We start from the raw sequence: 19,398 nt of genomic DNA, 5'->3' as shown, positions 1-19,398 counted from the left end.
CAGAACCGGAGCAGGCCGCCAAGACCGCGCTGCGCGTCCTGGCCCACCGGCACGCCGCTCCGACCGAGGAGATCGACGACCTTGACGACCTCTCGGCCCGCTGGTCGCCGAGATCCACACCCAGCTTCGCGCCTGCAACGGCGTCGGCGCCGACGTCGCCGGCCAGCTGCTGGTCGATGCCCGTCGACCCGCAGTCGGAGCGCTGGTCGCCAGCAGTGCGCCGGGACTGCTCGCTGCAGGTCGGGTCCCAGGGGCTGGCCAGGGCGCTCGAGGGCCCGACGGCGCGAGCACCGAGCTGGTGGCCCGTGCTGCGCCGTCCGGTGGTCGACGTGCTGGCTGGTGCGCGGACTACTGCTGCATGGCCGTGCTGCGACTGACGCCCCGCGGCGAGCGGCGGAAGCGCCTGGGGTCGAGCGCCGCTGCATCGGGTGACTCCGACCCAGCCAGCAGGTCTGAGACCTGCTTGCCGGTCAGTGGGGCCAGGGTGAGCCCCAGCATGGCGTGGCCCGTGGCCAGCAGGACCCGGCCGGGGTCGAGCCACCCGACGTACGGCAGGCCGTCGGGGCTGCACGGTCGCAGCCCGGCCCACATCGAGACGGTCGGGGCATCGGCCCACCCGGGGAGCATCCGACGACCGGCGGAGCGCACCCCCTCCAGTCGACGCCGGTCGATCCGCTCGTCCAGACCGGCGAACTGCATCGTCCCGCCCAGCCGGAGCCGACCGTCCAGCGGTGTGATCGCGACACGTGCCTCCGGCAGCATCAGCGGTCGGTGCAGCGGCTCCCTCCCGTCCGCGGCCAGGTCGACGGTGTGTCCCTTGCCCGCCTCGAGCGGGACGGGCCGCCCCAGCACGTCGGCGAGCCGGCCGGACCAGGCACCGGCGGCCACGACCACCGTGTCGGCGTGGACGGCGCCCACCGTGGTGGTCAGCTCGACACCGGTCGCGGTGGGTGCCAGGTCGAGGACCTCCGCTCCGGTCAACAGGCGTGCGCCGCGGGCCTCGGCCGCCGTGGCGACGCCGCGAACGTACTGGAGCGGGTCGAGGTGGGCCTCGTCCTCGAACAGCACGCCGCCGACCGCCGATTCGGCCAGTGCGGGCTCTGCGTCCCGCACCTGGGCGGCGTCCAGCACCCGCAGGGACAGCCCGCTCGCGCGGTGCACGTCCGCAGCGGCGTGGCCGCGCTCGAGTCCCTCGGGTGTCTCGTAGACGTCAAGCAGGCCGGCCCGCCGGAAACCGGTGTCGATGCCGTCGGCCACCAGCTGCCGGTGCATCTCCAGGCTGCGGAGGCACATGTCCCGCGAGACCTCGAGGACCCGCCGGGCGCGCGCGGGTCGGCCCTCACTGAGCAGCCGGGTGAGGAAGGGGACGAGCTGGGGGAGCGGACGGATGCCCAGGGGGCTGTCGGGCCGCAGCAGCCACTTCATGGCCGAGCCGACGTCGGCCCACGTGGCATAGGGGCCGGCATGGCTCGGACACACCAGGCCGGCGTTGCCCCAGGAGCAGCCGGCGGCCCACTCGGCGTCCCGTTCCAGCACGAGGACGTCGACACCTCCACGGCTGAGCTCGAGCGCGCACGCGGCGCCGATGGCGCCGGCGCCGATCACGGCGACCTGCGTCCGGTGGCGGGGGACTGCAGACATGTGGACCTCTCCTGGGGTGATCGGCCGGAACGGGAACTCGCCCCCGTGCCGCCGCCGCTGCCGGGCGGGGCACGGGGCGAGTCGACGGGGTCAGGAGATCAAGCGGGGTTCACCCACGTCTGCCGCGGACGCCGGCAGCCCGTAGGACTCGAGGATCTCCGCGATCCGGCCGGACTCGTGGAGGTCGGCGAGGACGGCGTTCAGCGCCTCGAGCAGTTCCTCGTTGTCCGGCGAGACGGGGATGCCCGCCTGCGCCGGTTCCTCGGAGGCGGCGACACGCGGGTCCGGCTTCGCGACCTCGACCTTGAGGCCGGTGTCCTTCTGGGTCTGCAGGGCCGAGCCGTAGCTGTCGACGCCGACCTGGACGCGCCCGGATGCCAGGTCCTGGTTCAGGTTCACCGAGGACGGATAGAGGACCAGGTCGTCCCCGAGGACCTCCTGCAGGTCCTGCACCCACAGGTACCCGTCGACCGTGCCGACCTTCCGGCCCTCGAGCTCGGAGATCTCCGAGATCCCGTCCTCCGAGAGGATGCCCATGTCGTCGAGGTAGAGCGGATCGCTGAGGTTGACGACCTCCTCCCGTGCGGCGGTGCGGTACCAGTCGGCGATGGCCAGGTCCATGCGGCCCTGCTGCACCGAGGGGATCAGTGCCGCCGCGTCGCCGGGCTGAGGAGTGACCGTCAGGCACTCCCGCTCGGCGAACTCCTTGACGATGTCGGCGTCGACACCGCTCATCCCGTCCTCCCCCGTGGTCATGGCGTAGGGAGGGAGGTCGACGAGGCCGACCGTCAGGGTCCCCTCCGTCACGGTCTCGAACTCGTGCTCGGGGGTGCAGTCGGCGTTGGCGGCGGTGGTGCCGCCGTCGCCGCCGCAGGCGGCCAGGACCAGGATGGCGCCGACGCTGATCGCGATTCCGATTCGGGAGCGTGACATGACAGTTCTTCCTCTCGTGCGGATCGGGCGGATGGAAGTTCGGTGGGACGTGCGTGAGGGGAGGGGTCGGATGGCTCGCGCCGCCCGTGCGCGCTAGGTCAGATGGCGGCTCATCCTCTTCTCGGTCCAGCTGACCAGCCAACCCGCGGGGATCGCGACCAGGAGGTACAGCAGCCCGGCGAGCAGCAGCACGTCCAGGTAGCGGAACGTGCTCGAGCCGATCGAATAGGCCCTGCTGAGCAGTTCGGGGAGCGCGATGGTGAAGGCCAGGGAGGTCCCCTGGAAGATGAGGATGGAGAAGCCCATCAATGCCGGGATGGCGATGCGCACCCCCTGGGGGATGATGATGAACCGCAACGTGTCGCGGTGGCTCATCGCGAGTGCCCCGGCGGCCTCGATCTCGCCGTGCGGCACGGCCTGCAGGCCGGCGCGGAGGATCTCGCTGGTGTAGGCGCCGGTGGTGAGTGCCAGTGCGAGGACCGCCGCCGTGAAGGAGCTGAGGGTCATCCCGGTCGAGGGCAGGCCGTAGTAGACGATGGCCAGGGTCACCAGAGCCGGGGTCCCCCGCCCGATCTCGACCAGGATGATCGCCGTCGTCCGTACGGCCTTGTGTCCGGCGGACACCAGGAGGGCCAGTGCCAGACCCAGCGGGATCCCCAGGAGCAGGCTGGCCGCGGCCACCTGCACGCTGAGGAGGAGGCCGTCCAGCAGCCGGGGCAGCCACTCCAGCCAGGCCTGCAGGAGACTGTCGTTCATCGGGCCACCCGCCCTCGCATGCGTGCGTCCGCCACCCGGGACAGGTAGGCCAACGGGGTCCCCAGGACGATGTAGACGGCCGCCGCCACCAGGAACGGCTCGAGCCCCGCACCGGAGGAGCGGGACGCCGCAGTCGCCCGGAAGACGATCTCCGTGGCACCGATGGTCGCCGCGACGGACGAGTCCTTGAGCAGGCCGACCGCGTAGGTGGTCACCCCGGGGAGCGACACCCGGAACGCCTGCGGGCCGATGATCCGGACCATCGAGTCGCGCCACGACATGCCGAGTGCGGCAGCCGACTCGAACTGGCCGCGGTGCACCGCCAGCAGGCCACCCCGGTAGATCTCCGCCATGTAGCCGGCAGCGATGAGCCCGAGTCCGAGGACGGCGGCCTCGAGGGAGCTGAGCCGCACGACATCGGTGCCGATGCCGAAGAAGACGATGAACAGCCACACGATCGGTGGGATGCCACGCAGCACGTCGATCACCAGGCGCGACACCCAGCGCAGGGGGGCCAGCGTGGAGCGGCGTCCCAGCGCCAGCGGGATGCCGAGGACCGCGCCGATGAGGAAGGCGAGCGCCGTGATCAACAGCGTCATCGGCACGCCGAGAAGGACGACCTCCAGGAACTGCATCAGCGGTCCGTCACGGCTCGGAGGAAGCGCTGGGTGCGCTCGTTCGCCGGTGCCGTGAGCACCTGGTCCGGCGGGCCGACCTCGATCACCCGTCCGTCTGCCATGACGACCACACGGTCGGAGACATCCTTCGCGAAGTGGATCTCGTGCGTGACGACGATCATGGTCATGCCCTCGGCGGCGAGTTCGCGCATGACCTGGAGGACCTCGAGACCGAGCTCCGGGTCGAGCGCGGACGTCGGCTCGTCGAAGAGCATCACCTTGGGCTCCATGGCCAGAGCCCGCGCGATCGCGATGCGCTGTTGCTGGCCGCCGGAGGAACGGGTGGGGTAGGTGTCGGCCTTCTGAGCCAGTCCGACGCGGTCCAGCAGCTCCCGGGCGCGGGCCTCGGCCTCCTTGCGGTCCCGTCCGAGCGCGCGCTCCTGCGCGATGGACACGTTCCGCAGCACGGTCAGGTGCGGGAACAGGTTGAAGGACTGGAAGACCATCCCGGCGGTCCGCCGCAGCCGGCCGAGTTCCTTGTTCGTGACCCCCGACCCCGGGTGGATGGTGAGGTCTCCGACTGTGATCTCGCCGGAGGTCGGGCGCTCCAGCATGTTGATGCAGCGCAGCAGCGTGCTCTTCCCGGCGCCGCTCGGTCCGATGATGGAGACCACCTCGCCGGGCGCGACGTCCAGGGAGACGTCGTCGACGACCACCAGGTCCCCGAACTTCTTGGTCACGTTGCGCAGGGAGACGCCCACGGAGCCGTCTCCGAGGTGGTGTTCCCTTGAACTGGTGGTCATCGTGCGCCCACCCGGATCCCGAAGAGACCGGCGTCGATCGCCGTCCGCTCGCACCGTGCGCCCTCACGGACGGCATCGGTCGCCCGGCGGGGGCGCAGCGCGTCCCCGATCACGAGCGGGGCGACTCCCCGGGCCGCGAGCTGGTCGGCCAGCGACGTGTCCGACGTGCCGCCGACCCAGGTGACCAGGGTGTCGGCCGGGATGGGCTCGCGCGCCTCACCGAACACGCCGTCCAGCGTGACCACCCCGCCGCTGACCGCCGTCGGGACCGCCCGTTCCACCACATCGACGCCGAGCTCGGCGAGCCGGCGGATCATGGGGAAGAGCGTGGTGATGCCGTTGCCCTCCCCGACGTGCACCCGCCCCGTCACGAGGGTGACGTGCTCGGCGCCACCCTCGGCCGCCCGCTCGGCGAGTAGGGCGCCGTCGAGGTCGCCGACACCGTCGTAGACCACGACACGGCCGCTCCAGTCCGCCGCGTCGAGCGGGTCGGCGAGCCGGACCGACCCGTCCGTGGGGAGACCGGGCAGCCCGGCGGGGCGGGCACCAGTGGCGAGCACCGTCAGGCCGGGGGCGGCGGACGCGATCAGCTCGGCATCAGCCTGGACGCCGAGCCGGACGTCCACTCCCAGTCCCAGGAGCTGCCGCAGCTGCCAGTCCAGGAAGAGGCGGACTTCGTGGCGGCTGGTGGAGCCCGTCCAGGACAGCACCTGCCCGCCGACGGCATCGGCGCGCTCGAGCAGGGAGACGGCGTAGCCCCGTTCGGCGAGGCGGCGGGCGGCCTCCATGCCGGCCGGGCCGGCACCGACCACGACGGCGCTCGCTCCCGCGACGTCGTGGGAGAGCGGGGGCTCCGACTCGTACCCGACGTCCGGGTTGACCAGGCAGGCGAGGGGTTCCTCGTCGAGGAGCCGGTTGACGCACACGTTCGCGCCCACGCATGGCCGCACGTCCTCCGCGCGGCCGGCACGGGACTTCACCAGCAGCTCGGGGTCGGCGATGTGGGCGCGCACCATCCCGACGAGGTCGGTGTCGCCCGCGACGACCATGTCGTTGGCCAGCGCGGCGGTGGTGATCCGGCCGACCGCGCAGACCGGCACGGTCAGCGCCTGCTTGATGGTCCGCGCGACGGAGCGGAACAGTCCGAAGGGTGCGGGGGTCGGCGGCCAGTGCCGGACACGTGCCTCGAGCCGGTTGTTGTTCCCGACCATCACGCTGACGTAGTCGACCCGGCTCTCCAGCGCCGCCGCGACCGCGGCGGCGTCGTCCGGCCGCAGTCCGCCTTCGACCAGGTCGTCGACACCGAGGCGGATGCCGACGGCCAGGTCGGGCCCGGCCGCGTCACGGACGGCGTCGAGGACCTCCATCGGCAGGCGCAGTCGTCGCTCGAAGGAGCCGCCGTACTCGTCGTCCCGGTGGTTGTGCAGGGGGGTGATGAAGGCGGCGAGCAGCAGCCCGTGCGCCATGCTGATCTCCACGCCGTCCAGCCCGCCCCGCCGACAGCGGTCGGCGGCCTCGGCGTACTGCTGGACGATGGTCGCCAGCTGGCTCCTGGTGGCCGGGCGGACGACCTGGCGGCTCACCTCGGAGAAGTCGCGCGAGGGACCCAGGACGTCGGGCCCGACGAGTTCGGCCGGCCCGGGATGCGCCAGTTGGGCCAGGATGCGCCCGCCCTCCTCGTGCACGGCGTCGGCCAGCCGCTGGTAGCCGGGCACGATCGAGTCGTCGACGTTCCACAGGCAGATGTCGTTCCAGACGCGGGACGGTGCAACGGGTGTGGCCCCGGTGACCTGCATGGCGACGCCGGCGCGCGCGCGGGCTCGCTGGTAGGCGAGGTAGCGCTCACCAGGGTGGCCGTGCTCGGCCAGCCCTGGCTGGTGGGCGGGCACGTACACGCGGCCGCGCAGCCGCATCGGGCCCACCTGGATCGGTTCGTCCAGGCGCCACTGTCCTCCGTTCCCGTTCAGCGTCGCGACCGGACCTGCGGGTGGTGCGCTCATCGGAACCTCTCAGGCTCGGTGGGTGAGGAGAACGCGGTCGGCGACGGCCCCGGCCGTGGCCAGGTCCTGCCAGGGCATGCCAGTGCCCTTGAAGAGACGCGGCCGGTCCAGCCGCGGGGTCACGGAGCCGCGAACGACGTCGGCGAGGGGGATCAGGTCCGTGGCGGCCAGGGCGCCCTCGGCGATCGGGATCACCACGTCGCCGGCCTCCCGCAGGGCGCTGCCCAGCGACTCGACCACCACCGACGAGCGACGCACCAGCGCGGTGTCGACCTCCCGTTCCGCCGGATCGTGACTGCCGATCGCCACGGTGAGGGCGTGGTCCTGGACCAGCGTCCCGTCGAAGAGCGGCTCGGGTGCGGCGGTGGCGCAGACGACCACGTCTGCGGCGGCCACCGCGGCCGGGCCCGCGACCGAGGCGTCGAGGCCCATCCCGCGGATGCGCTCGACCAGCCGCTGCGCCGCCGCGGGCGTCCGGCCGACGACGTCGACGTGCTCGAGGTCGAGCACAGCCGCCATTGCCGCTACGTGCCCCCAGGCCTGGACGCCGGTACCGAACACCGCGAGCCGGGAGGACGCGGGTGCGGTCAGGTGACGGGCCGCCACGCCGGAGACGGCAGGGGTGCGCAAGCTGGTGAGAGCGGCGCCGTCCAGCGTGGCCACCGGGGACAGCCCCACGCCGTCGAAGAGGACGTAGACGCCTTGGATCACCGGGCGCTCGGTGCCCTGGTTCGCTGGGCAGACGGTCACCAGCTTGGTGCCGACGAAGCGCTCGCTGGCGGACGGCATCTGCAGCAGCTGTCCCCCCGGCGCCGTCAGCCGGGTGCGCTCGCCGTCCTGCTCGGGGTCGAAGCCCGAGAGCAGGGTCTCCTCGAGCACGTCGATGGCGGCGCGCATCGACAGGCTCCGTTCCACCGCCTCAGCGCCGATCCAGGTCGGTTCGGGCATCCTCGACATGGTGCGCACCGTTGCCTGCATGGGTCGCCTGCCGCTCATGTGGTTGGTAATCGATGACCGATTACCGGCAGAATGTGCCGAGCGCCTGCCCTGCTGTCAAGGCTCTGGAGGGAATTGCAATGGACCAGCTGCAACTCAGGCGGCCCAGCCTGCGGGACCAGGCACTCGCCGTCATCCGCCAGCAGTTGGTGGCCGGGGAGATCCGCCCCGGCGAGATCTACTCGGCGTCTGCCATGGCGGGCCGGCTGGGCACCTCGAACGCGCCGGTGCGGGAGGCCATGCTGACCCTGGTCAACCAGGGGGTCATGGAGGTGGTCCCGAACCGCGGCTTCCGGGTCACGCCGCTCACGGACGCCGATCTCGACGAGGTCTACCAGCTACGGCTGATGTTGGAGGTCCCGGCTCTGGAGGAGCTCGCCCGCCGGGGCGACAGCGCCGTGGTGGAGCCACTGCGCGTGCACGCGGAGGCCTGCACGCGGGCCGCGGAGGACGGCGACCTGACGAAGTTCCTCGAGACCGACCGGGACTTCCACCTGGGGCTGCTGGAGCTGCTCGGCAACCGGCGACTGGTGGGACTCGTGGAGCTGCTGCGCGACCAGACCCGTCTCTACGGATTGCAGAAGCTGAGCGCGGAAGGGCGCCTGGTGTCCGCGTCGCACGAGCACTTCGGTCTGCTTGACGCCCTCCTGGCCGGTGACCCGGAACGCACCGGTCAGCTGATGGCCAGGCACCTGCAGCACGTCCGCGCTGACTGGGCCGGCGTCGACGCCACGCCAGGCGAACCGTGCTAGTCCCGACCGCGGCCTCCGGCGGACCGCTCGGTCGGGACACTGCGCCTGCGTGCGGGCGTGCAGGGCTCGCCGGGCCGGCGAGGGGCAGGGGGCGGTCAGCCCATGGTCGGCTTCAGGTAGAGGTCGGCGATCGTGCCGCCGTCGACGACGACGTCGGCGCCGGTGATGCCCGAGGCCTTGTCGCCGGCCAGGAAGGCGACTGCGGAGGCCACCTCGGCCGTCGTCACCAGTCGGCGTAGGGGGACGCGGGGCCAGCCCGCCTCCATCGCCTCCAGCTGCGCAGCCGTCCGAGCCTGCTCGACCATGGGCGTCCGCGTGTACCCGGGGCTGACGGAGTTGCACCTCACGCCGTGCTGTCCTAGCTCGACAGCGGTCTGGCGGGTGAGGTGCAGGAGCGCGGCCTTCGAGACGTTGTAGGCAACGCAGGAGCCGTCGACGCCATGGCCGGCGGCGGAAGCCATGTTGACGATCGACCCGCTGCCGCGCGTCACCATGGCGCGGGCCACGTGCTGAGTGAGGAGGAACGGGGCGGTCACGTTGACTGCCATCACCCACTCCCAGGTCTCCTGTGGCAGCGTCAGGAGGGAGGCGTCGTCGAAGACGCCGGCGTTGTTGACCAGGACGTCGATGCGTCCCCACGCCTCCAGGGCGGTGCTCGCGATGCGTTCCAGGTCCTCCGGGCGCGCGACGTCGGCGCCCAGCGCCCGGACGCTGCCGGCTGTGGCGTCCGCGGACAGGTCGGTGACGGCTTCCTGCAGGAGGTCCTCACGCCGTCCGACGATGAGGACGTCGTGCCCGTCGTCCATCAGGTGGCGGGCGACAGCGCGGCCGATGCCGAGGCTCCCGCCGGTCACGATCGCGCTGCGCTGCTCCTGCACGTAGGACTCCAGTCATTCGCTGATGGCCGGTTCTGCATGTCGCCGGTCGTCCGGCTCCGTCGCGTCGGCCTTGCAGACCAGCGGGGCCGCGTTGCACCGTAGTGGTGAGGGGCTCGCCCACGGGAGATCCTGTCAGCCCATGCCGAGGCCCCGGGATGCCTGGTCAGCAGGCGACGGCACTGACGAAGGCACGCGAGCGGCGACGAGCGATGGGCCGTGCCGTACCGCCCCGGCGGCAGGTGCAGCCGCCGCCGGAGTCGGCGGGCACAAGACCTCGGAGCTGCCGGTGTGTGTGGGCAGATTCGGGAGCCATCGCCGACCGCAGCGGATGGCTCCGACTCGCGCTCGGGCCTGAGAGTGCATGCACCCTCAGAAGCGGATCACCCCGCAGATGTTCTTTCCAGCCACCATGTCGGCGTACGCCTCGTTGATCTGATCGAGCGAGTACTCGGCGGTGATCAGCTCCTCGACCTGGATCAGGCCGGCCCGGTACATGTCCAGCAGCATCGGGGCCAGTTCGAACGGGCTGGCTCCGCCGTAGCAGGTCCCAGCGATGCTCTTCTGGAACAGCGTCATCTCCCAGGCGTTCAGGTCCACGCTCTTCTGGTGGATCGGGGCGACCCCGACCCACGTCGCCTTGCCACCCACTCGCAGCGCCTCGACAGTCGCGGACTGGACCGAACCCAGGCCGATGCAGTCGAACGAGTAGTCCACCCCGTCGCCGACGATCGCCCGGACCTGCTCGAGCAGGTCACCGTTCGCGACGTTGATGAAGTGAGTGGCTCCGAACTTCATCGCCGCTTCGGCCTTGTCCACGATGTCGGCCGCGATGATCCGGGTCGCCCCGGCCGAACGTAGGCCCTGGACCGCGCTCATCCCCACTCCACCGAGTCCCACGACAAGCGCATCTGCACCGGCCGGGACCTGGGCGGTGCGGTTGACGGCGCCCCACCCCGTCGGCAGCCGGCACCCGACCAGGGGCAGCTTCTCCAGCGGGAGGTCCTGGGGGACGACGATGCACCCGTCCTCAGGCACGACGACGTACTCGGAGAAGGCCCCGAGGAACGCGAACTGCTTGATCGGCTCACCCGTGGAGGTGTGCACTCGCGAGGAACCGTCGTCGCGCGAACCGTCCAGGAGTTTCGCCCCGCGCTCACAGAGCTGCCCCAGACCGCGCACGCAGTTCTTGCAGTGCCCACACGCAGGCATCCACGACAGGACGATCCGGTCGCCCGGCTTCACTCGCGTGACGTTGTCGCCCACAGCCTCCACGACGCCGACGCCCTCGTGGCCGGTCACCATCGGGAACTCGACCGGGTAGTCACCGGTGTTGCAATGCCAGTCGGAGTGGCAGACACCGCAGGCCATGATCCGCACGCCGACCTCGTCAGGGCGGGGATCGTCCCATTCCACCGTTTCGATGGTGAAGGGCTCGTTGTACGCGTGCAGGACTGCCGCCTGGGCCTTCGTGGTCATGGTCTCCTCCTGACATCGGAAGCGCGAGGAACCCTCGTGGAGACCGCCGGAGTTACGGACGGATCCATGACGAAATGCTAGTGCGAGTGGCTGGGTCCGCATGTCGATCATGTGGTGCAGCTGTGCTCGTCGTGGCTGGCCCGGCTCGTCGTCCGCGGCACGCGCTCGGCGCTCACCTACGACCGGCTGCGGCAGAGCGACCTGCAGGTCAGGGCTGTTCGGCAGCGGGAGGAGGGAGCCACCCGGCTGGTCGGGCGACCTGCCGGATCTGCTCGGCCATCTCGTGCAGCTGCTGCACCCGGGTCTTGGTCAGCGGGTCGAGGACCAGTCGACGCACCTCGGCGACGTGAGCGGGGGCGGTGCTGGCGACCTCGTCCCAGCCGGCGTCGGTGAGGACCTGCTCCTCGACCGCCTTCACAGCGCTTCCTCCTCGTGCCGCTTGGATCACAGGACAGAAGTTCAGTTGACGCAGCAACTGACCGTGGTACGGTTAGTTGCATGCTCAAGTAAATAAGCGGCAGGGCAGAACGTGACCGCGCTGTCCCGCCATCCCAATCGAGGTGCACAGACGATGATCGCCCAGCTGCTGGACCGGCTCCGCCGGGATGACGGCCGGGCGCAGTTCGTCCGCTTCGTGGCTGTCGGCGCGATCGCCAACCTCCTGTATGCGGCGCTGTTCGTCCTGCTTGCCGATGTCGGCAGTCAGGCCGGGAACGTTGCCGGCTCGATCGCCTCGTCAGCGCTGGCCAACGAGCTCCACCGCCGGCTCACCTTCCGTGCCGGTGGGCGGGTTTCCTGGCTGCAGGCGCAGTGGGAAGGAGGCGGGCTGGCGCTCGCGGGGACGGCGGCGACCACTGCGGCCTTGGGGTGGTTCGGCGCCCTGGTGCCGGGGAGTGGTGCGGCGGCCCAGCTGGTCGTGGTCGCCGTCGTCACCGGCGCGGTCGGGTTGATCCGCTTCGTCGTCCTGCGCTGGATGTTCGGCGGGGCGGCCGCGCAGGCGCGCCCGTCGTCCCACCACCCTGCCGCGGTCGACATCGGGACGGTGTCAGGGGCCCGAGCCACTGCCTCGTCGCCTTCCCCGCGCTCCGGTGACCTGGTCGCGCTTGCCCAGTCGGTCGACGGTGCGGGCGATCGGGCAGGGGGGTCGCCAGCCGGCATCGCCACCTCGCTCGCCCGCCCGGTCGGCTCCTCGTGCACGGCCGGCCGCCGACGGTCGGCGACTGCTGCACGGCGCTCGCCGTCACGTCCTCCGCGTGAGGGGAACCCAGCCGGTCGACACTTGACGCGGCAAGCAATTACCCCTACAGTCACTTGCAACGTCAAGTAATCGTCAGAGGAGCAAGAACGTGGACGTCGTCCTGTGGATCGTCGCCGGAGTGCTGGCCGTCGCCTTCCTCGGCGCGGGGCTGATGAAGCTCGCGCAGCCGAAGGAGAAGCTGGTCGAGTCCGGCATGGGCTGGGCGGGTGACTTCAGCCCGGGCGTGGTGAAGGCGATCGGTGTCCTCGAGGTACTCGGTGCCCTGGGCCTCATCCTCCCCGCGCTCTTCGGCACCGCTCCGGTACTGGTGCCACTGGCCGCCGCCGGTCTGGCCCTGCTCATGGTCGGCGCCATCGTGGTGCACGCCCGCCGCAAGGAGACGCCGATGATCGTGATCAACGTCGTGCTGCTCGCTCTGGCCGTCTTCGTGGCCTGGGGCCGGTTCGGCCAGTACGCCTTCTAGCCGGTCGGCGACCGCCTGCCTGCCCGGCGGCCGCCGGGCGCCCCCACTGTTCCGGCGGTCCACGCCGGAGTGCACCTCCATCCCAACCACCAGCTCGACCACCAGGAGTCCCCGTCATGCGCGCACTGCACGTTCCCGCCGCCGGTGAGCAGCCTCAGCTCGGCGAGGTGCCCACCCCCCAGCCCGCCGAGGGCACCGTCCTCATCCGGGTGAAGGCCGCCGGTCTCAACCCGATCGACAACGGCATCGCCGCCGGCTTCCTGGCCCAGATGGGCCTGCCGCACGAGTACCCGCTCGTGCTCGGCCGTGACGCCGCCGGCGTCGTGGAGGCCGTCGGGGCCGGTGTCGACCACGTCTCCGTGGGCGATGAGGTCCTCGGCCACGTGCTGCTGGCCCCGCCGATCTCGGCCGGCACGCTGGCCGAGTACGCCGTCCTGCCGGCCGCCACGGTCACGCCCAAGCCCGCCGGGCTGGACTTCACCACCGCCGCGGCCCTGCCCCTGGCCGGTGCCGCCGCCGTCCAGTCCGTCGACGCCATCGACCCGCAGCCGGGTCAGACCGTGCTGGTCAACGGCGCGTCCGGCGGCGTCGGCTCCTTCGCCGTGCAGCTGCTGGCCGCCCGCGGCGTCACCGTCGTGGCCACCGGCACCAGTGCCGACGCCGACCGGCTGACCGCCCTCGGCGCCGCCCGGGTGATCGACCACACCGCCGGCCCGGTGGACGACCAGGTCCGCGCCGCCTACCCCGACGGGGTCGACGCGCTGCTCAGCCTCTACGGGATGGACCCCTCCGGCACCCCGATCGGCGCCGTCCGCTCCGGTGGGAAGGTGGCCGGCGTCGCGGCGGTGCCCGACGAGGCCACCCTGGCCGCCGCCGGTCTGACCGGCAGCTCGGTGATGGCCGCCCCGACCCGCGACGTCGTCGGCCCGCTGGCCGAGCGCGCCGCGGCCGGGGACCTGCAGGTCGCCGTCGCCGACGTGCTGCCCCTCGAGCGGGCCGCCGAGGGCCTGGGCCGGCTGGCCACCGGCGGTGCCGGCGGCAAGCTCGTCGTCACCCTCGAGGGCTGAGCGTCTCCGTCGCCGGGCGGGATCGACGCGCAACGCGCCGACCCCGCCCGGCGACGGGCACTCCGGCCCCGGCGGCCGGCCGCTGGTCGCCCTTCCACCGACGGGCCGCTGCTGGCGCTGTCCGACCGCCACCGCGCGCATCGTCGCGACGTCTCTCGACAGCGCCCTGCTGCACCAGCACGTCGACCGAGGTCTGGACCTCGGCGCCTTCACCCCACTGCCGGTGTCTGCCGCCGACCTCCCCGTCGACCAGGGCAGCATGCCGAGATCGCAGCTCCGCCGTCTGACTCCGCCCGAGTCGACGGCACCGGCGGCCTTCGACGAGCGGGTCGCCGACGCCATGCGGATGCCGCCCAGCTCATGCCCTGCTCCCGACGGTGGGGGCCCGCGTCGGCGAGCGGTGCAGTGACCACCTGTGCCCCACACCCGAGAGGACCTCAGATGAGCACCGACCAGCCGAACCACGCCGACGCCAAGCGCGTCGTCCTCGACTTCTTCGACCTCGCCTTCGTCAGGCGCGAGCCCGCCCAGGCCGCCGAGCGGTACCTGGGTGCGGGGTACACCCAGCACAACCCGACCGCCCCGGACGGTGCGGCCGTCTTCCCCGATCTCATCGGTGGCCTGTTCACGCAGGCTCCGGATGCGTCGTTCCACCTGAAGCGGGCCGTCGCCGAGGACGACCTGGTCGTCCTGCACTACAACCTGAAGTTCTTCCCCGACGACCTGGGGCAGGCCGTCGTCGACATCTTCCGCGTCGAGGACGGGCAGATCGTCGAGCACTGGGACGTGGTGCAACCGGTCCCCGCCGAGTCCGCGAACAGCAACGGGATGTTCTGACCTCGGCCACGTCACCTGTCCGGAGGTGGCGTGACCCAGAGCACACAGAGCACGGAATGCTTGCCCAAGCAACTAAGTTCTACCGGGTGCACTCGAACGACGACCACCCAGGACGGCGACCGGTCCACACACCCGCGACCAGCCGCTCACCCACTGCGAGAGAGCAGGGCCCCACGATGAACCAGCAGCTGCGCGACGTCCTGAACCCGGCGGTCCCCGCCGGCGCGTACGACGACCTCCTTGCACGGGCGCTGCCCCAGGCGCGGGCCCAGCGGGCCTGGAGGCCCGACGACGGCCCGTTGCCGGCGCTGTTCGTCAGCCATGGCGCGCCGCCCACCCTGGACGACCCGCAGTGGCTGGACTCGCTGTTCACCTGGTCGCAGTCCCTGCCCAAGCCCCGGGCGATCGTCGTGGTCTCCGCGCACTGGGAGAACGCGCCGCTGGCGATCTCGGGCGCCGCTGCCGGCACGCCGCTCTACTACGACTTCGGCGGCTTCCACCCGCGCTACTACACGATGAAGTACGAGACCCCCGACGCCACCGCGCTGGCCTCCCGGATCGCCGGGACCCTGGGGGACACGACGCCGCTGCACCACCACGTCGACCGGGGCCTGGACCACGGCGCCTTCATCCCGCTCATGGCCATGTACCCGGCCGCCGACGTGCCGGTCGTCCAGGTGAGCATGCCGGGACTGGACCCCGCCGCCCTGCTGGCGCTGGGGGAGCGGCTCCGCTCGCTGCGCGAGGAGGGCATCCTCGTCATGGGCTCCGGCTTCATGACCCACAGCTTCGCGGTCTTCCGCCGGCCCGAACTCCAGGGCCACACCGAGGCCTTCGACCAGTGGGCCACCGACGCCATCGCGCGCAGCGACGTCGACGCCCTGCTCGACTACCGCACCAAGGGTCCGGGCGCGGAGATCGCCCACCCGACCGCCGACCACTTCGTGCCCCTGCTGCTCACCCTCGGTGCCAGCAGCACGCCCGGGCAGTCGGTGACCACCGCCTTCGACGGCATGTGGATGGGCAACTCGATCCGCTCCGTCCAAGCGGCCTGACCGGAGACCCGGACCCGCCCCGACACGACCAGGAGACACCATGACCACCCTGACCTCCCACGCCGACGTGCGCACCGACGCCCCGGCCCGCTACGCCAAGCAGCTGGTCTCGCACCTGGGCCGCAAGGCCCCGTTCACCGAGGACCCCGCCGGCACCTGGACGATCACCGTCGGGGAGGCCCGCGGCCGCATCGCCGTCGGCGACGACGTGCTCACGCTGCACGTCGAGGCGTCCGACGTCGAGACGCTCGACCGCCTCGAGCACGCCCTGGGCAGCCACCTCGAGCGCTTCGGCGCGCGGGTGGGCCTGACGGTCGCCTGGCGACGCGACGCCGGCTGACCACGACCGTCGCACCAGGGGCTCCCACAGAGCCAGGCGCGTCCACGGGACGCGTCAGGACGCACCGCACCACCCACACCGAGAAGAGGACATCACCCATGAACGTCCAGGCCATCACCTGGCACTCGATCACCGTCGAGCCCGAGCAGCTCGAGGCCCAGCAGAAGTTCATCACCGAGACCCTCGGCCTCACCCTGGCCATGGAGATGTACGGCGTCTTCGTCTACGCGCTCCCGGACGGGGGCATGCTGGAGCTCTACACGCCGCAGACCGCACCGGACTTCGGCTACAACGGCTCCATCGCCTTCGGCTTCCGAGTCGACGACGTCGAGGCGGCCAGCGCCGAGATCGCCGCCGCCGGCGGGGAGCTCCTGGGCGAGATCAACCGCGTCCCGGACCTGGACTACGCCTACCGCCACTTCCGCGGCGTCGACGGCCGCGTCTACGGCCTGAACGAGAGCAAGCCGCAGCCCCGCTGACGCTGTGTCCTGCCGCTCCGCCGACCTGCGGCGGGCGGCAGGGCCGGCGGGCGGCTCGGAGGTCGCTGTCAGCCCAGGGCCCGGTCGAGGTTCACGGCGGCGCTGATGAGCGCCAGGTGGGTGAACGCCTGAGGGAAGTTGCCCTGCTGCTCGCCGGCGCGGCCGATCTGCTCGGCGTAGAGCCCGAGGTGGTTGGCGTAGGTCAGCATCTTCTCGAACGCCATCCGGGCATCATCGAGCCGTCCCGCGCGGGTCAGTGCCTCGACGTACCAGAACGAGCAGATCGAAAAGGTGCCCTCCTCGCCGGTCAGGCCGTCCGGGCTGGCCCCGGGGTCGTACCGGTAGACCAGCGAGTCCGACACCAGCTCCTCGCCGAGGGCATCCAGGGTGGCGAGCCACTTGGGATCGGTGGGCGCGATGAACTTCGCCAGCGGCATCATCAGGACGGCGGCGTCCAGGACGTCGTCGTCCTCGTGCTGCACGAACGCCTGCCGGCGTGCCGACCAGCCCCGCTGCATGATCCGCCGGTAGATGTCGTCACGGGTGCGCTCCCACCTGACCCGATCGGCGGGCAGGCCGCGACGGTTGGCCATGCGGATGGCGCGCTCGACGGCCACCCAGCACATCAGCCGCGAGTAGAGGAAGTTCTTGCGCCCGCCGCGGGTCTCCCAGATGCCCTCGTCGGGCTGGTCCCAGTGGTCGCAGACCCAGTCGACCAGACCGCAGAGGCCCTCCCACGCATCGCTGGAGATGGGCTCCGCCCACTTGTCGTAGAGGTAGACGGAGTCGATCAGCTCCCCGTAGATGTCGAGCTGGAGCTGCTCGGCCGCGCCGTTGCCGATCCGGACCGGGGACGCGCCCTCGTACCCCTCGAGGTGTGACAACTCCTCCTCGGCGAGGTCGGTGCGGCCGTCGATCCCGTACATGATCTGCAGGGGGCCGAGGGGCTGGTCGCCCGGCGGCGGGATGTGCTGCTCGAGGAACCGCATGAAGGCGGCGGCCTCGCTGGTGAAGCCCAGCCGCAGGAGCGCGTAGACGCAGAAGGCGGCGTCGCGGATCCAGACGAAGCGGTAGTCCCAGTTCCGCTCACCGCCGGGCTGCTCAGGCAGGCTGGTCGTGGGCGCGGCGACGATGGCGCCCGTCGGTGCGTAGGTCAGCAGCTTCAGTGTCAACGCCGATCGGTGCACCATCTCGCGCCACCGGCCGCGGTAGCGAGACGCCGACAGCCAGCGACGCCAGTAGGTGACCGTGGCGACGTAGAGCTCGTCCGCTTCGGTGCCGGAGCAACCACGGGGCTCGGCATCGCCGGCGATGCGCTCGAGGACGAACACCGCCGAGTCGCCCTCGTCCAGGGTGAACTCCGCCTCGACGTCCTGCCCGTCCCAGCGGAGGGGAACCGTGGCGGTCAGCGACAACGACAGGTCCGTCGAGCGGAAGAGGACACCGCCGCCGCGCTCGTCGACGGTGTGCGTCTGACGGCCGTAGTCGAAGCGGGGGGAGATCCGCGCCCGGAACGTCATCGATCCGCGGACGCAGAGCACCCGCCGGACCAGCCGGTGCTCAGCGTTCTCCGCGGGCACCCCGACGGGCATGAAGTCCTGCACTTCGCCCACGGCGTCGCCGGTGTAGGAGCGGGTGAGCAGGACGTTGGTGTCCGGGACGTAGAACTGCCGGGTCCGCGCCGGCGGGGCGGCGGCCAGCTCGAAGGAGCCTCCGCGGTCGGCGTCGAGGATCGACCCGAACACGCTCGGGGAGTCGAAGGACGGGCAGCAGTACCAGTCGATGGTGCCGTCGGTGCCGACCAGCGCCACGGTGTGCAGGTCGCCGATCAACCCGTGCTCGGCGACGGGGAGGTACCGCGGCCGGGGACCGGCCTCCGCTCGATCGCCCTCAGCCGGGTCCGTCATGACGAGTGCCCTCCGTGTCGGTCCGGCCGGTGTGCTCCGCGAGCTGACCTGAGGCGACCACCATCCCAGGGTCGCGCCCGACCGGCCCGTCGACGGGCCTCGGCGACGAACCCGGGTGGGCGCGCTCACATCCATGCTGAAATACTTGCATTGGCAAGCAAGTTGGGGCAGAGTGTCAGTTGCTTCGACAACCAACCGGGAGCCCACCATGACCACGCTCGGTCCTGCCTCGACTGCCGCTGCGGATGCCCGCATCCCGGCCGACCACCTCTTCGCCCAGCACCTGCGCCGGGTCGCCGCGCTGGAGCCGCACCGGTCCTGGACGCCGGAGGACGGGGCGCTGCCCAGCCTGTACCTGTCCCACGGTGGTGGGCCGATGCCGTTCTGGCGGCCGGACTGGCTGAACCCGCTCCACGACTGGGCCCGCGCGCTGCCCAAGCCGAAGGCGATCCTGGTGGTGTCGGCGCACTGGGAGTCCGCGCCGTTGTCGGTGAGCGCTGTCCGGCCCACCGAGCTGGTCTACGACTTCGGTGGGTTCGACCCGCTGTACCACACGTTCCGCTACGACACCCCTGACGCCAGTGAGCTGGCGCGGGACGTGGTCGGGCTGATGCCCGACACCGAGCACGTGCACCAGCACGCCTCCCGCGGTCTGGACCACGGCTCCTGGGTGCCGCTGAAGATCATGTACCCGGAGGCCGACGTCCCGGTGCTGCAGCTGTCGCTGCCCACCGAGGACCCCGACCGGCTGCTGGCCATCGGCGAGCGGCTGCGTCCGCTGCGCGAGGAGGGCGTGCTGGTGGTCGGCTCGGGTCACATGACCCACGGCCTGCCGTTCATCACCCGCGGGATGATGGAGGGCACCGAGGTGCCCGGCTGGTCCTCGGACTTTGACGGCTGGGCCGCCGACGCCCTGGCCCGCGGCGACGTCGCCGAGCTGTCCCGCTACCGCTCGAAGGCCCCGGGCCTGCCCTACGCCCACCCCACGGTGGAGCACTTCACCCCGCTGTTCGTCGCCCTGGGGGCGGCCACCGACCCCACCGCACCGGTGGTCACCACCCTGGAGGGCTACAGCTTCGGCCTGTCCAAGCGCTCCTTCCAGGCCGCCTGACCGGTCGTCCCCCGCACCCGCCGGCTCTC

20 protein-coding genes are annotated in these 19,398 nt (G+C 71.7%); 9 read left to right on the top strand and 11 right to left on the bottom strand.

The annotated features are described in order from the left end of the window. Positions 1-348: 348 nt before the first annotated feature. The 7 genes from ACWIX6_RS13000 to ACWIX6_RS12970 form a co-directional block, all read right to left on the bottom strand. A complete protein-coding gene (locus ACWIX6_RS13000) occupies positions 349-1,641 on the bottom strand; it encodes an NAD(P)/FAD-dependent oxidoreductase (protein WP_448612848.1) in 1,293 nt (430 codons plus the stop codon). A gap of 90 nt (positions 1,642-1,731) precedes the next feature. Beyond that, positions 1,732-2,574 carry an ABC transporter substrate-binding protein gene (locus ACWIX6_RS12995; RefSeq protein ID WP_448612847.1) on the bottom strand — a complete coding sequence of 281 codons (843 nt, stop codon included), beginning with the start codon at positions 2,572-2,574 and terminating at the stop codon, positions 1,732-1,734. 93 nt (positions 2,575-2,667) lie between these two features. Continuing rightward, positions 2,668-3,330, bottom strand: coding sequence for an amino acid ABC transporter permease (locus ACWIX6_RS12990; protein WP_448612846.1), 663 nt, complete (start codon positions 3,328-3,330; stop codon positions 2,668-2,670). After that, entirely contained in the window at positions 3,327-3,965 is a 639-nt protein-coding gene (locus ACWIX6_RS12985; RefSeq protein ID WP_448612845.1) for an amino acid ABC transporter permease, read from the bottom strand. The genes ACWIX6_RS12990 and ACWIX6_RS12985 overlap by 4 nt, the downstream gene beginning before the upstream one ends. After that, on the bottom strand, positions 3,965-4,708 hold the full coding sequence (locus tag ACWIX6_RS12980; RefSeq protein ID WP_448612844.1) for an amino acid ABC transporter ATP-binding protein: 744 nt from the start codon (positions 4,706-4,708) through the stop codon (positions 3,965-3,967). The genes ACWIX6_RS12985 and ACWIX6_RS12980 overlap by 1 nt, the downstream gene beginning before the upstream one ends. Positions 4,709-4,746: 38 nt before the next feature. After that, positions 4,747-6,750, bottom strand: coding sequence for an oxidoreductase (locus ACWIX6_RS12975; protein ID WP_448612843.1), 2,004 nt, complete (start codon positions 6,748-6,750; stop codon positions 4,747-4,749). A gap of 9 nt (positions 6,751-6,759) precedes the next feature. Next, the gene (locus ACWIX6_RS12970) at positions 6,760-7,698 is read right to left on the bottom strand and encodes an ornithine cyclodeaminase family protein (RefSeq protein WP_448612842.1); all 939 of its coding nucleotides are present in this window, start codon (positions 7,696-7,698) and stop codon (positions 6,760-6,762) included. 62 nt (positions 7,699-7,760) lie between these two features. Between ACWIX6_RS12970 and ACWIX6_RS12965 the strand changes: the two genes are divergently transcribed. Continuing rightward, the gene (locus ACWIX6_RS12965) at positions 7,761-8,498 is read left to right on the top strand and encodes a GntR family transcriptional regulator (protein WP_448612841.1); all 738 of its coding nucleotides are present in this window, start codon (positions 7,761-7,763) and stop codon (positions 8,496-8,498) included. A 95-nt stretch (positions 8,499-8,593) separates the two neighbouring features. Here ACWIX6_RS12965 and ACWIX6_RS12960 read toward each other — a convergent pair whose 3' ends face one another. The 3 genes from ACWIX6_RS12960 to ACWIX6_RS12950 form a co-directional block, all read right to left on the bottom strand. Further along, complete coding sequence (locus tag ACWIX6_RS12960; RefSeq protein ID WP_448612840.1) at positions 8,594-9,376, bottom strand: SDR family NAD(P)-dependent oxidoreductase; 783 nt, start codon at positions 9,374-9,376, stop codon at positions 8,594-8,596. Between the two features lie 369 nt (positions 9,377-9,745). Further along, entirely contained in the window at positions 9,746-10,852 is a 1,107-nt protein-coding gene (locus ACWIX6_RS12955; RefSeq protein WP_448612839.1) for an alcohol dehydrogenase catalytic domain-containing protein, read from the bottom strand. A 208-nt stretch (positions 10,853-11,060) separates the two neighbouring features. Continuing rightward, a complete protein-coding gene (locus ACWIX6_RS12950; RefSeq protein ID WP_448612838.1) occupies positions 11,061-11,270 on the bottom strand; it encodes a hypothetical protein in 210 nt (69 codons plus the stop codon). Positions 11,271-11,423: 153 nt separating this feature from the next. Between ACWIX6_RS12950 and ACWIX6_RS12945 the strand changes: the two genes are divergently transcribed. From ACWIX6_RS12945 to ACWIX6_RS12915, 7 genes are all read left to right on the top strand, one after another. Next, entirely contained in the window at positions 11,424-12,179 is a 756-nt protein-coding gene (locus ACWIX6_RS12945; protein ID WP_448612837.1) for a GtrA family protein, read from the top strand. Between the two features lie 19 nt (positions 12,180-12,198). Further along, a complete protein-coding gene (locus ACWIX6_RS12940) occupies positions 12,199-12,573 on the top strand; it encodes a DoxX family protein (RefSeq protein WP_448612836.1) in 375 nt (124 codons plus the stop codon). Between the two features lie 116 nt (positions 12,574-12,689). Further along, entirely contained in the window at positions 12,690-13,640 is a 951-nt protein-coding gene (locus tag ACWIX6_RS12935) for an NADP-dependent oxidoreductase (protein WP_448612835.1), read from the top strand. 441 nt (positions 13,641-14,081) lie between these two features. Beyond that, positions 14,082-14,477 (top strand): nuclear transport factor 2 family protein, encoded by a 396-nt coding sequence (locus ACWIX6_RS12930; RefSeq protein WP_448612834.1) that lies wholly within the window; start codon positions 14,082-14,084, stop codon positions 14,475-14,477. 176 nt (positions 14,478-14,653) lie between these two features. Then, a complete protein-coding gene (locus tag ACWIX6_RS12925) occupies positions 14,654-15,532 on the top strand; it encodes a DODA-type extradiol aromatic ring-opening family dioxygenase (RefSeq protein ID WP_448612833.1) in 879 nt (292 codons plus the stop codon). A gap of 40 nt (positions 15,533-15,572) precedes the next feature. After that, complete coding sequence (locus ACWIX6_RS12920) at positions 15,573-15,872, top strand: DUF2218 domain-containing protein (RefSeq protein WP_448612832.1); 300 nt, start codon at positions 15,573-15,575, stop codon at positions 15,870-15,872. A 98-nt stretch (positions 15,873-15,970) separates the two neighbouring features. Then, a complete protein-coding gene (locus ACWIX6_RS12915; RefSeq protein WP_448612831.1) occupies positions 15,971-16,351 on the top strand; it encodes a VOC family protein in 381 nt (126 codons plus the stop codon). A 68-nt stretch (positions 16,352-16,419) separates the two neighbouring features. On the opposite strand, the gene ACWIX6_RS12910 is transcribed toward ACWIX6_RS12915, so the two are convergent. Continuing rightward, on the bottom strand, positions 16,420-18,258 hold the full coding sequence (locus tag ACWIX6_RS12910; protein ID WP_448612830.1) for a glycoside hydrolase family 15 protein: 1,839 nt from the start codon (positions 18,256-18,258) through the stop codon (positions 16,420-16,422). Between the two features lie 208 nt (positions 18,259-18,466). Between ACWIX6_RS12910 and ACWIX6_RS12905 the strand changes: the two genes are divergently transcribed. Then, positions 18,467-19,369 carry a dioxygenase family protein gene (locus ACWIX6_RS12905; RefSeq protein ID WP_448612829.1) on the top strand — a complete coding sequence of 301 codons (903 nt, stop codon included), beginning with the start codon at positions 18,467-18,469 and terminating at the stop codon, positions 19,367-19,369. The last annotated feature ends 29 nt before the right edge of the window (positions 19,370-19,398 follow it).

Source organism: Modestobacter sp. URMC 112 (assembly GCF_053502575.1).
Note: the sequence above shows the minus strand (reverse complement) of the source record. Positions and strands in the feature narration are given on the sequence as shown.